General features: G+C 40.2%; 11 protein-coding genes. 8 read left to right on the top strand and 3 right to left on the bottom strand.

Features of this window, described 5'->3' with window-relative positions; all coding sequences use genetic code 11:
* Nucleotides 1-109: 109 nt before the first annotated feature.
* From AADY36_RS08555 to AADY36_RS08540, 4 genes are all read left to right on the top strand, one after another.
* A complete protein-coding gene (locus AADY36_RS08555) occupies nt 110-340 on the top strand; it encodes a DUF2798 domain-containing protein (RefSeq protein ID WP_054561456.1) in 231 nt (76 codons plus the stop codon).
* Nucleotides 337-1,269: a YeiH family protein gene (locus AADY36_RS08550; protein ID WP_250660357.1), complete on the top strand. Its 933-nt coding sequence runs from the start codon at nt 337-339 to the stop codon at nt 1,267-1,269. Before AADY36_RS08555 ends, AADY36_RS08550 begins: the two co-directional genes overlap by 4 nt.
* Nucleotides 1,266-2,429 carry an endonuclease/exonuclease/phosphatase family protein gene (locus AADY36_RS08545; protein ID WP_342408858.1) on the top strand — a complete coding sequence of 388 codons (1,164 nt, stop codon included), beginning with the start codon at nt 1,266-1,268 and terminating at the stop codon, nt 2,427-2,429. The genes AADY36_RS08550 and AADY36_RS08545 overlap by 4 nt, the downstream gene beginning before the upstream one ends.
* Before the next feature lie 105 nt (nt 2,430-2,534).
* Entirely contained in the window at nt 2,535-5,027 is a 2,493-nt protein-coding gene (locus AADY36_RS08540; RefSeq protein ID WP_250660359.1) for a prolyl oligopeptidase family serine peptidase, read from the top strand.
* Between the two features lie 73 nt (nt 5,028-5,100).
* Here the strand turns inward: AADY36_RS08540 and AADY36_RS08535 are convergent, their stop codons facing one another.
* Both AADY36_RS08535 and rrtA read right to left on the bottom strand, forming a co-directional pair.
* Entirely contained in the window at nt 5,101-5,694 is a 594-nt protein-coding gene (locus tag AADY36_RS08535; RefSeq protein ID WP_342408857.1) for a hypothetical protein, read from the bottom strand.
* A gap of 50 nt (nt 5,695-5,744) precedes the next feature.
* Nucleotides 5,745-6,329 carry a rhombosortase gene (gene rrtA, locus AADY36_RS08530; protein WP_054561461.1) on the bottom strand — a complete coding sequence of 195 codons (585 nt, stop codon included), beginning with the start codon at nt 6,327-6,329 and terminating at the stop codon, nt 5,745-5,747.
* Nucleotides 6,330-6,414: 85 nt separating this feature from the next.
* Between rrtA and ggt the strand changes: the two genes are divergently transcribed.
* The 3 genes from ggt to AADY36_RS08515 all read left to right on the top strand — a co-directional run bounded on the left by ggt (nt 6,415) and on the right by AADY36_RS08515 (nt 10,893).
* On the top strand, nt 6,415-8,172 hold the full coding sequence (ggt, locus tag AADY36_RS08525) for a gamma-glutamyltransferase (RefSeq protein WP_054561462.1): 1,758 nt from the start codon (nt 6,415-6,417) through the stop codon (nt 8,170-8,172).
* Between the two features lie 174 nt (nt 8,173-8,346).
* The gene (locus AADY36_RS08520; protein WP_342409269.1) at nt 8,347-10,041 is read left to right on the top strand and encodes an NAD-dependent malic enzyme; all 1,695 of its coding nucleotides are present in this window, start codon (nt 8,347-8,349) and stop codon (nt 10,039-10,041) included.
* A 135-nt stretch (nt 10,042-10,176) separates the two neighbouring features.
* Complete coding sequence (locus tag AADY36_RS08515) at nt 10,177-10,893, top strand: SIMPL domain-containing protein (RefSeq protein WP_342408856.1); 717 nt, start codon at nt 10,177-10,179, stop codon at nt 10,891-10,893.
* A 6-nt stretch (nt 10,894-10,899) separates the two neighbouring features.
* Here the strand turns inward: AADY36_RS08515 and AADY36_RS08510 are convergent, their stop codons facing one another.
* Nucleotides 10,900-12,252, bottom strand: a complete 1,353-nt coding sequence (locus tag AADY36_RS08510) for a DUF2254 domain-containing protein (RefSeq protein WP_342408855.1) — start codon at nt 12,250-12,252, stop codon at nt 10,900-10,902.
* Nucleotides 12,253-12,371: 119 nt separating this feature from the next.
* On the opposite strand from AADY36_RS08510, the gene AADY36_RS08505 reads away from it, so the two are divergent.
* Nucleotides 12,372-12,746: an MAPEG family protein gene (locus tag AADY36_RS08505; protein ID WP_054561465.1), complete on the top strand. Its 375-nt coding sequence runs from the start codon at nt 12,372-12,374 to the stop codon at nt 12,744-12,746.

Below are 12,746 nucleotides of genomic sequence, written 5' to 3'. Positions count from 1 at the left end.
GCTATTATATATCCACAAACTTCGCTAATTTTGTACCTCTTGTCTCAAAGCACTTGCGTCAGGAACATCTTGCTATAGACTAATATTTTTATATTAATATTAGTTCGTTATGTTACATCCTCGATTTAGAACAGTCGTATTTGCGTTCTTTATGGCGCTGTTTATGTCTGGATTTATGTCTTTAGTGATCAGCATCTTTAACGTTGGTTTAATCGATAACATTGCAACCATTTGGCTTAAAGCATGGGCTTTTGCATTTTGTGTGGCATTTCCTACCGTTATTTTTGTTGCACCTGTGGTGCATAAGCTAACCAATAAACTTATCAGAGCACCGTTGTGATAGCCGAACGCCCAAAGCAGTTTCTATTTATTGCGCTATTTTTAGTATCAGCATTACCATTTGTTGGTTCTGCTACGGCACTTGTAGTAGGTGCTTTATTTGCAATGATATTGGGTAATCCATTTGCAGCACAGTCACAAAAAATAAGTAAATGGATGCTAAAGTTGGCGGTAGTTGGCTTAGGTTTTGCTGTTGACTTTAATCAAGTAATAGAAGTAGGGCGTAGCTCTATTGTGCTTACTATTGTCAGTATTACCGCTATTATTGGCCTTGGTGAAATTTTATCTCAGTTATTTAAGTTAAATAAAAACACCGGTGTACTTATTTCATTTGGTACTGCCATTTGTGGTGGTAGCGCAATTGCTGCAATGGCGCCGGTTATAAAGGCCAAAGATCACGAAGTAGCTATATCACTCGCTGTGGTGTTTTTATTAAATGCCCTTGGCTTAGTGTTGTTTCCGATGATTGGCCATTACTTTGGCCTGACTGAGCAACAATTCGGTGTTTGGGCTGCACTTGCGATTCACGACACCAGTAGTGTAGTGGGGGCTTCCGCTGCCTATGGCGCATCAGCGCTTGCTATTGCCACAACCATTAAACTTACTAGAGCGATGTGGATAATCCCTTATACAAGTATTGCGGGTGTGTTTTGGAAATCAGATGAAAAAGCAAGTATCCCGTTGTTTATATTTGGTTTTTTAGCGGCGGCGCTGATTAATTCGAGCTTTCCTGAGTATCAAACACTGTGGCATGCACTCAATGTTGGTGCTAAACAAGTGTTAGTAATGACCTTATTTTTGATTGGTAGTGGTTTATCTATTTCAGTCTTAAAACAAGCGGGCATTAAACCTTTTATCATGGCGATGATCTTATGGATCATTGTCAGCAGTATTATTTTACTACTTATAGTAGACGGATTTATTTCATGAAAAACGCTTTATTAACTTCTTCAATAGCAGTGGCTGTAGGCTTATTTGCAAACAATGTATCGGCAGCTGATTTACGTGTTGCTACCTTTAACGTGAGTATGGATGCAACCAACTATGCTAAAAAAGGCGAAGCAATAGATAAAGACGCTTTAAGCAAAGCATTAGCGAGCAACCACCAGCAAATTCGCAATATTGCCGAAATTATTCAGCGCGTAAGACCTGATGTAATTTTACTCAATGAGTTTGATTATATTGATGCCGACAAAGGCATTAACGTATTTCGTAAAAACTACCTGCAAGTATCGCAAAATAAGCAAGTTGCCATCGATTACCCGTATTACTTTATTGCACCTGTTAACACTGGTTTACCTACTGAGTTTGACCTAGACAACGATGGTGTAAAGGGGCATTACAAAGGTGACGCACACGGCTTTGGCTTCTTTGAGGGGCATTATGCAATGGCCGTATTGTCGCGCTACCCAATCGATTTAGAAAAAGCGCGTACATTACAAACATTCAAATATAAAGATATGCCAAATGCACAAATGCCTATCGACCCCAAAACAGGTAAAGACTGGTATTCTGCTGAGGAATGGCAAGCAATTCACCTAAGCTCTAAGTCTTTTTGGGACTTACCGATAGATGTAAAAGGCAAAACGGTTCATTTACTTGCTTCGCACCCAACGCCGCCAGTATTTGATGGTGACGAAGACCGTAACGGTAAGCGTAACCACGATGAAGTACGCCTAGTTGCTGATTACATCAACAATGCTAACTACATTTACGATGATAAAGGTCAAAAAGGTGGCTTAAAAGCGAAAAGCCGCTTTGTTATTGTTGGTGATTTAAATGCTGCGCCAGAAGGGGGTAAGGCACGCCCGAAAACCACAGACCAAATTTTAAAAAATCCATTAGTGAATACTTCTTTTACGCCAACAAGCAAAGGCGCTAAAGAATCGTATAAAGAAGATTACGCTAAAAACTATACCGCTTATTGGCAAGCTCGTGCTGATTACGTTTTACCATCAAATTATGGTATTGAGATAAACGATGGTGGAGTTTTTTGGCCACAGAAAAACTCTGAACTGTTCCGTTTGATTAAAGATCGTAACGCATCGTCTGATCACCGTATGGTATGGCTTGATATCAGCTTAAAATAAGCTGTTATTAAACGGAAATCTTTGGCTGTTTATCCTATAAAAATTGCTATTTCATAAGTGCTTCTGCTTAAATAGGGCGAATTATAATAACCCGTAAGAAGCACTATGAAATTCAAAACCACTGCTAATAAAACGTTAGTGGCTCTCGCAGTCGCATCTAGCTTCATGCTAGCAGGTTGTCAATCAACCGCCTCAACGCCTTCTGAAGAACAAGTTACCAATGTAGCCCCAGTTGTTGCTACTCCTGCTGATACAGGTTCAGCTGAAATCACGTTAGAGCAAGCAATGGCTCACCCTGATTGGTTAGGCCGTCAGCCTGAGCGTGCTTTCTGGAATGGTGATTCTAACAGCATCGTTTATGCACAAAAGCAACAAGGCAATGAGCTACGCGATTTATACATTCAAGCGGTAAATAGCCAATCTGCGTCACAATTAGCGTTAAACAAACTACACACTGTAGGTGCTAAAAATGCCGTTTACTCAGCTGATAAAAAGCAACAGGCTTATGCATTTGAAGGTAATATCTTCGTTAAAAACCTAAGCACTGGTCAAATTACACAAATCACTCACGACAGCGCACAACAATCAAAACCACAGTTTTTAACTGATGGTAGCCTTGCATATCGCCAAGGTAATGCGTTTTATAAAGTTGATTTAGCAACGGGTCGTCAAGTTGAATTAGTTAACTTACACCTAGACGATGCACCTAAAGGTGTACAAGAGCCTGATACTTACATCGCAAAAGAGCAGCACAAACTAATTGATTACATTGCGCTGACGCACAAAAACAAAAAAGATCGTGAAGAGCGTAAAGCACAAATTAACGAGCAAAACGACAGCATTGCTAACGCACAATTTTATTTAGGTAAAGGTAAGCGTTTAGCCGATGTACAGCTTTCACCAAATGGCCAAGCCCTTGTTGCAGTAACCACAGAAAGCCGTTCATGGCGTGATGAAGGCGATATAATGCCTAATTACATTGCCGATGATGCACGCGTAAAAGCAGAAAAAGTACGCCGTCGTGTTGCTGATGAAAAACCAATCAGCTCAGACGTTGTTTACATTGACCTTAAATCAGGCGAGCAAACAACCCTTGCATTCGATACCTTACCAGGTTTTGATGAAGACGTACTTGCAGCAGTTAAGAAAGAAAACTACGCTCGTGATGGCAAAACTTATAAGTCTGAAAAAGCACCACGTGCCATCAATTTAATGATGGATTGGGGCTGGGACCAAAGTGCAATCCAATGGAACACAGATGGTTCAAAAGTAGCTCTTATGCTTGAAGCATGGGACAACAAAGACCGTTGGTTAGCCACTGTTGATACACAAAACAACAAACTTGTTTCGCAGCACCGCTTACACGACGATGCATGGGTTAACTATGCATACAACGATTTTGGTTGGTTGAACAACTCAGACACGCTTTACTACTTATCTGAAGAGTCTGGTTACAGCCACATTTATAAAAAGCCACTTAATGGTAAAGCAACGCAGCTTACTAAAGGCCAATTTGTTGTTTCTAACTTAACTTTAACGGCTGATAACTCAGCGATTTACTACAAAGCAAACGTTGAGCACCCAGGTCTTTACGAAATCTATCGTGTAAACCCTGCAACCGGTGAATCTGAGCAAGTAACCAACCTTGATGGTATGACTGATTATCAGTTAAGCCCAGATGAAAGCAAACTATTGCTAACTCACTCAAAAATTATGTCGCCGCCTGAGCTTTATGTCGCTGATGCAAAAGCAAACACCCAAGCAACTCAGTTAACGCATACAGTATCTGATGAGTTTTTAGCGAAGAAACTAATTGCACCTAAGATTGTTGCTGTACCTTCAAGCCACACTGATCAGCCAATTTATGCAAAAGTATATTACCCAGCTGATTATAAAGAAGGTGAAACAGGTAAAAACCGTAAAGCAGTTATCTTTAACCACGGTGCTGGTTACCTACAAAACTCACACATGGGTTGGTCTGGTTACTTCCGTGAGTTTATGTTCCACTCACTACTTGCTTCAGAAGGCTACGTAGTAATGGACATGGATTACCGTGCATCGAAAGGTTACGGCCGTGATTGGCGTACAGCTATTTATCGTCAAATGGGTACACCTGAGATCCAAGATTTAGCAGATGGCGTAAGCTGGATGGCAGACAACGCAAACGTAGATACACAAGCTGTAGGCACTTATGGTGGTTCTTACGGTGGTTTCATGACGTTTATGGCGCTATTCACACAACCTGATTTATTCAAAGCAGGTGCTGCACTTCGTCCGGTAACTGATTGGGCTCACTACAATGGTCCTTATACGTCTAACATCTTAAACCACCCAGATGTTGACCCAATTGCCTATGAAAAGAGCTCACCAATTTACTTTGCTGAAGGTCTTAAGAGTCATTTATTAATTAATGCGCCTATGGTTGATGACAATGTATTCTTCCAAGACTCAGTACGCTTAGTACAGCGCTTAATTGAGCTAGAAAAAGAAAACTTTGAAACAGCGATCTTCCCAGTTGAACCACATGGTTTTGTACAACCATCAAGCTGGTTAGATGAATACCGCCGTATTCATAAGCTATTTAAAGAAACGCTTTAATTAATAAGCGTAAATGAAAAACAGCCACTTTAAGTGGCTGTTTTTGTTTGTAATAGAATTTATCTATAAAGGGTTATTTGCAATGAAATTCACTCACATCGAGTACAGTCTTGCTTTGCTCTGAGTCGTTTTCAAAAATTAAATTATCACCCTCTAAACTCATTTTATAGTCTCTCATCCATGATAGATTGGCTATTAACTCCAATTCATAGCGATTAAACGGAACAGGACACTTTAAATACACATAATGGTGAGCAGTTCCAAAAGCTCCAGGGTCTGATGTGTAGACATAAAAGGTGCGATATTCAAATGCCTGTTCTTGGTGAACGTAATCAGTATTTGAGTTAAATATGTTGTTGAATAATATAAGTAAGCCAATACCAAAGAACATTAAGCATGAATATAAAATACTAAGAATAAGGGTCAAATGAGCAATAATTTTATTCTTAAACGATTCTTTAACGATACTGTATTTTGCTAACAACAGACAAAACCCAATACAAAGTGAGCAAAATACTATGATGTAATAAATATTATCAAGGCTTGCCATAAACGTTGGTGAAACAAATTTTAAGTTTACCAATTGGCCAAATAGCCCAGCCAATAGAGGCCCGTAAAGACAGAATAGTATAATGCGAAGGTAAATATGTCCTTTATTTTCATTCATTTAAAGTTCCTTTTTCGAGTTAAAAGAGAATTTGTAAAAAGTGAGAAAGGTTACCCGCGCTTTTTTATTATTTTTATAAAGACAGGCAAAGCCAACAGTGTGCCGCCAATTGCGCCAATAAAGTGGGCATCAATAGCAACATTAGAGGCGATTAGCTGACTCACCGATTCACTCGGGCCTGCTATTTGCTCCCAAATCACTTTAGCCCAAGTACCAGCAAACAATAACCAGCCTGAAAACATGCCTGCTTGTACATCTTTAACTGCACCCCAAATGATCACACCGTGCAGTAGGGCACTTAACCCGGTGTAAATTTGGATATCTGGGCAAAATAGCCACACACCTAAGCCACACCATAATGCAAGAATGGCAATATTAAACGCATAGCGAGCAGGGCTTGTATGCTCAGCGTGAAGCGCCCAAATTAATAAAATTCCGGCACAATTTAAGCCTAAATGGGGCCAATTTGCGTGTACAAATTGACTAGTGAAAATGCGCCAAAATTCACCATTTGCAACTAACTCACGGTTAAATTCGAGATATTCATTTAAGTTAAAAGTAGCAAATAAGGAACTTAGTATTACTAAACACAATGGCGGCAGAATATATTCTAGTTTCAGGGGCAGGTTTATCATGTTATTTTTGTTGTATCTGAGATTGTCGCCTATTGTGCACGTTTAATTTTAAGATGCCAAATATACTACGGGATTAAGTTTATTTATGTTATTCAAAACCAAAGCGCTGTTAGCTCTGTCCACCTCATTAATTTATTCAACGGCTATTTTTGCAACCCCTGCAAAAATTGAAACTCGCGAACCTGAAGCTGCTACAGGCTTTGCTCATAAACAGGTTGTTGAAGGTGATAAGTACATGGTCGCAGCAGCAAACCCTTATGCAGTAAAAGCTGGGCAAAAAATGCTTGAGCTAGGCGGCTCCGCAGTTGATGCAGCCATTGCAACGCAATTAGTACTGACACTGGTAGAACCGCAATCATCGGGCATCGGTGGTGGTACATTTATGATGTACTTCGACAGCAAAACCAAAAGCCTAACCAGCTTTGATGGCCGCGAAACGGCTCCAAGCAATGCTGATGAAACACTATTTTTAGATAAGCATGGTAAAGCCGTAAAATGGATTGAAGCCGTTGTAGGTGGTCGTTCTGTTGGTGTTCCAGGTATTTTAGACGCTTTTGCCACAGCCCATAAACGTTACGGTAAGTTAGAATGGCAAACCTTGTTTGGCCCTGCCATTGAATTGGCTGATAAAGGCTTTATTGTTTCGCCGCGTTTACATCAATTATTGGCTAAAGAATTAAACCCTGGGGTTACTAAGCTACCTGTTATTCGTGACTACTTTTTCCCTGATGGTAAACCACTCGCTGTAGGTACCGTTAAAAAGAACCCTGAACTTGCTGCGCTTTATAAAGATATAGCGAAACAAGGCATTGATGCTTTCTATAAAGGTGAAAACGCCAAAGAGCTTGTGCATGCAGTGCAAAACTCAGCAGTTGCACCGGGTACTTTAACGGTTGAAGACTTAGCTAATTACAAAAGTAAAGAGCGTGCACCTGTGTGTGTTGATTATCGCCAATACGAAGTGTGCTCAATGGCACCTCCAAGTAGTGGTGGTGTAGCTGTATTACAGATTTTAGCCTTACTTGAACATAAAGACATGGCAAAACTCAAACCAAACTCTGTTCAAGCATTGCATTACTTTACCCAAGCATCGCGTTTAGCGTTTGCTGATCGCAACGTGTATATGGGTGACCCTGACTTTATGCCAATCCCAACACAAGGATTACTCGATAAAGACTACCTTGCAGGTCGTGCAAAGCTTATTTCTGAAAAAGATGCTCACGCAGAAGCAGGCACACCGCCTAACTCACTTGCGTACGCGCAAGATGATGCATACGAGTTACCATCAACCACCCATGTATCGATTGTTGATAGCCAAGGTAATGCGGTTTCGATGACCAGCTCTATCGAAATGGCGTTTGGTTCAACAGTAATGGTGAACGGGTATATTTTGAACAATCAACTAACAGACTTTGCTTTATCGCCTACCAAAAATGGTAAGCCATTAGCTAATCGCGTTGAAGCGGGTAAACGCCCGCGTAGTTCAATGTCGCCAGTCATGGTGTTTAACAAAGACGGCAGCTTACGTTTAGTGGTTGGCTCACCAGGTGGTAGCCGTATCATTGATTATGTAGCTCAAGTGGTTGTAGGTGTGCTTGATTGGAACCTAGATGCGCAAACAGCTATTAACTTACCGCGCATTACTAATCGCAATAATTACACAAGCCTAGAAAAGGGCACTGAACTTGCCAATGCTGAAGCTGAATTTGTTAACCGCGGACACACAGTTCGTATCCTAGATTTAAACTCTGGTTTACATGCTGTTGAAGTTAAAGACGGTAAACTTTATGGCGCAGCCGATCCGCGCCGCGAAGGCATCGCTTTAAGTGATAAAAGCCACTAAAAACAAGCTCAGCAGCCTTAAAGCTGCTGAGTTTTCATGTATACTATCTGCTATGCTATTTAGAGCATATAATTCATTTTCTTCAATGGTCTGACAAGGTGAATTGTCATTGCAATTTCGCCTTCAAGAGTAATAATGTCAGGTCATAATTATGACGCATCAAAGCTTGGAAATATGACTACAAATACCGATCCAAATTATCTTTATATTCCTTATTCAGGCCCAGGTCTGATCGAAACGCCACTATTAAATAAAGGCAGTGCTTTTTCACAAAAAGAAAGGGAAAATTTCAACTTAGCCGGTTTACTGCCACCGCGTTATGAAACGATCGAAGAACAAGTTGAGCGTTGTTACCAACAGTATTCAAGCTTTAGCGATAATTTAAACAAGCACATTTACCTACGTGCTATTCAAGATAACAACGAAACACTTTACTACCGTTTAGTGCGTGATCATCTTGAAGAAATGATGCCAATTATCTACACACCTACGGTAGGTGATGCCTGTGAAAAATTCTCAGACATCTACCGCAGTGCCCGTGGTCTATTTATCTCTTATGAAGATCGTTTCCAAATTGATGATATTTTACGTAACGCTACTAAAGGCAAAGTAAAAGTTATCGTTGTGACAGACGGTGAGCGTATTCTTGGTCTAGGTGACCAAGGTATTGGTGGTATGGGTATTCCAATTGGTAAATTATCACTTTACACAGCATGTGGTGGTATTAGCCCAGCATATACGTTACCAGTAATGATTGATGTTGGTACAAACAACGAAAAACTACTTAACGACCCTATGTACATGGGTGCGCGTCATAAACGTATTTCTCAAGAAGAGTATGACGAATTCTTAGATCTATTCATTAAAGCCGTTAAACGTCGTTGGCCAAGTGTGTTACTTCAGTTCGAAGACTTTGCACAACCAAATGCAATGCCATTACTAAAACGCTACCGCGATGAAATCTGTAGCTTTAACGATGACATTCAAGGTACTGCTGCGGTAACTGTAGGTTCTTTACTTGCTGCATGTCGTGTTAAAGGTGCGAAGCTTTCTGAGCAAAAAGTGGTATTTGTAGGTGCAGGCTCTGCGGGTTGTGGTATTGCTGAGCAAATTATCAGTACCATGGTTGCTGAAGGCATTAGCGATGAACAAGCGCGTTCTCAAATCTTCATGGTTGACCGTTTTGGTCTACTTACTGAAGGTATGGAAGGCTTACGTGACTTCCAACAAGCACTTTGCCAATCTAAAGATGGCTTAAGCGAGTGGACTTACAGTGGTGAGTACGCATCGTTATTAGATGTAATGCACTGTGCACAACCAGACATCCTAATTGGTGTATCTGGCCAACCTGGTTTATTCACAGAACAAGTTATTCGTGCAATGCACGCATCTTGCCCACAACCGATTATTTTCCCGTTAAGTAATCCGTCTAAGCAAGTTGAAGCGCTTCCTTCTGATGTAATCGAATGGACAGACGGCCAAGCGATTGTTGCCTCTGGTAGCCCATTTGATCCGGTTGAGTATAACGGCCAAACGTTCCCAATCCCACAATGTAACAACAGCTACATTTTCCCGGGTATTGGTTTAGGTGTTATTGCTGCTAAAGCAACACGTATCACAGATGCAATGCTAATTGTATCAAGTGAAACACTGGCTGAGTCTTCACCACGTGCAAACTCTGGTAAAGGCAGCTTATTACCAGCATTAACAGAAATCCAATCGTTAAGTAAACGTATTGCATTTGCAGTAGCGAAAAAAGCGATGGAAGAAGGTGTTGCACTTGAGCTGAGCGATGAAGCACTATGGGCAGCAATCGAGAAAAACTACTGGCTTCCAGAGTACCGTAACTACAAGCGTCGTAGTATCTAAGCTATAACGCATTTAGTAATTGAAAAAACAGGCTTTTAACGCCTGTTTTTTTATATCTGGATAACAGGGGTTGTTCATATTGAATTAACCCTTTAAGGTGATAATGAACGGAGTTTTAAATTAAGGAACAGTATTATGCGTAAGTTAGTTTTTACCGCTATGGCCGCCGCGCTAAGTTTTAATGCATTAGCAGAAGCAACACCTGATGCGCCACATATTTATATTCAAGGTAACGCAACGGTTAAAGCAATCCCTGATAACGTTAAACTGACAGTAGGTATTGTTGAAGTAGATAAAGATTTAATTGCCGCTAAAAACAAAGCCGATGCAACCATGGCGAAAGCAATTAAGCTTGCTAAAAGCCAAGGTGTAGAAGAAAAGGGCATTTATGCCTCTAATATCTCAATTCATCGCCAAACAGAATATAACCGCGAAACAGGTAAGCAAAACTTTGTAGGCTACAGAGTAACGCGTAGTTTATCTGTTACGTTAACTGATATAAAAAAATACCCAATAATGCTTCAGCAACTAGTGAACTCGGGTATTAATGAGATTAATCAAACTCAGTTTTTATCAAGCAAGTACGAAGAGCTACAAAAGAAAGCGCAAAAACTTGCTATTAAAGATGCCCGTGCTGCTGCAAAAGAATTTGCCAGTGATTACGGGGTTGAACTTAAAGGCCTTTATACTGCATCAAGTAGCCCACTCGATACAGGTAGCCAACCTTATATGCGTGCCAGTAAAATGGTTATGGCAGAAGCAGCACCAGATAACTATGTACCTGATGCATACAACGGTGGTGAGCTTACGATTACCGCAAGCAGCTATGCGGTATATCTAATCGAAAACTAAATTCAGTTATTTTTTGCTGGCAAACCTTGCCAGCAATTTTTCACCCTGTTGCTCTGAAATACGAGCAATCGCTTTTAGCATATTAGTAATTTGTTCACGGTCGTACTCATTACTAATATGCGTATCTACATCTTCAATAATCGCCCCTAAGTAAACAAATAGACTATCAGTTGCTTTTTCGTTATCAGATGCCCTAAACAATATGTTTTTAAACGCCTCTAATACATTCACCATTACATAGGCATCATTTTTTGCGTAGTTACGAATTGGCGTAAAGTTATCATGCAGTAATTCATCGAATGACGTTTCGTGTATAAATAAGTGCGGTTGATTGTTCTCGCATCGTTTAAGCGAGTAGTTCACATCGTAAATGTCTAAACGCAATATGAGCAATATACTCAACATATCAATGGCTTTTACCGCAGTACCGGGATCGTTAATACCCGGGCTCATAGCTTTTACAGCGATTTCTGAAATTTGCGTCATACCGTAGCGGTAATGATCGCTAATATATTCTTCGATATAAAAGATAAAGCAGTCTAGTAATTGCTCTACTAGCTCAGGTTTGTCAGATAAGTCAGTATCACACTTTAAAAACGGATAACCTTTAACCGTAAAGAAACCTTGCTTAACCGAAATATAAATTTTTATACCGTGCTGTTGGCACAAGGCGCACAATTTGTCGGTATGAGCGCCCTTAAAGTAGCCTTCTGTTTTACTTTTAACACTATGCCAGTCATCAAACTCAGGAAAATGTTCAACAGGGTTTTCTTGTTGCATGTCAATTATGCATTTAAGCTCGCTTTTGGTTTTTTTAAACAAGTCGTTTAGTACATTATCGACCTGAATTGCTTTTGAAATTGAGTGAATAAAAAACACAAAAAAGCCCAGCGAAATTAAACCAAACACCAAAGAAAAGAAGATACCGAGCGATGGGATCCCCATGTCGCCATCGCCAATGGTGCGTATGTTTATCAACATTAATATGGTGTAGATAATACTGCCAAGATAAAACCCTAGCACTAATTGGTGTGACTTACGGGTAATAAGCCCAGGTAACACACGCGGTGAAAGGCTCGCACTGGCACTATTAAGCACCACCATAACCATAGAAAAGCTAAAAACGGTTAATGAGATAATACTGCCTGCAAGTGTGCTGAGGATGGTTCGAGCATTCTCTTCGCTATCGACCAATAACACGCCAATTAGCTTTTTAAATTCCATTGATAAAGACGAATACTCGACTGCTGTGGTAACTAATCCAAATACTAAAAACACCACAGAGAGCATTGAAGGGTAAAAACCGATACTACTGATCATCTCGCGGTAGTTATCGGCGATTTTTCTTGGCGTAAACATGCACTTCCTTAAGAACTGTTAGACATTAAATATCATACTGAGCTAACCTAACTACTTACTTAACAGCCTAGCAATAAACAGTGCTAAGCGTCTAACTTTAAATAAAAATTGGAAAAACTGTGATTGTTTCAACGTTTGCTGCCATTTTGGCCATTTTATACATTCAACTTAGCTTTCGTGTAATTAAACTGCGTAAAGCAAAACGCATTTCACTTGGCGATGGTGGCGATGCTAGCCTACAAGCGGCAATACGCGCTCATGCTAATTTTATTGAATATGTGCCATTTTCCTTGATTATGCTATTTTTATTAGAGTACCAAGGTCTTCCAAGCCATTATTGCTATATTTTAGGGGCAATGCTCTTGGCTGGCCGTTTTTGTCATAGTTATGCACTCGCTGATAATCTGATGAAATTACGTGTATTAGGGATGATGCTAACTTTCTTAACTATGTTGATCAGTGCAGTGATGTTATTAGTTACACAGGTGTTCTAA

Source organism: Pseudoalteromonas sp. D15MCD-2, from assembly GCF_038562745.1.
Taxonomy (GTDB): Bacteria; Pseudomonadota; Gammaproteobacteria; order Enterobacterales; family Alteromonadaceae; genus Pseudoalteromonas.
This window is presented reverse-complemented; position numbering and strand designations above follow the sequence as displayed.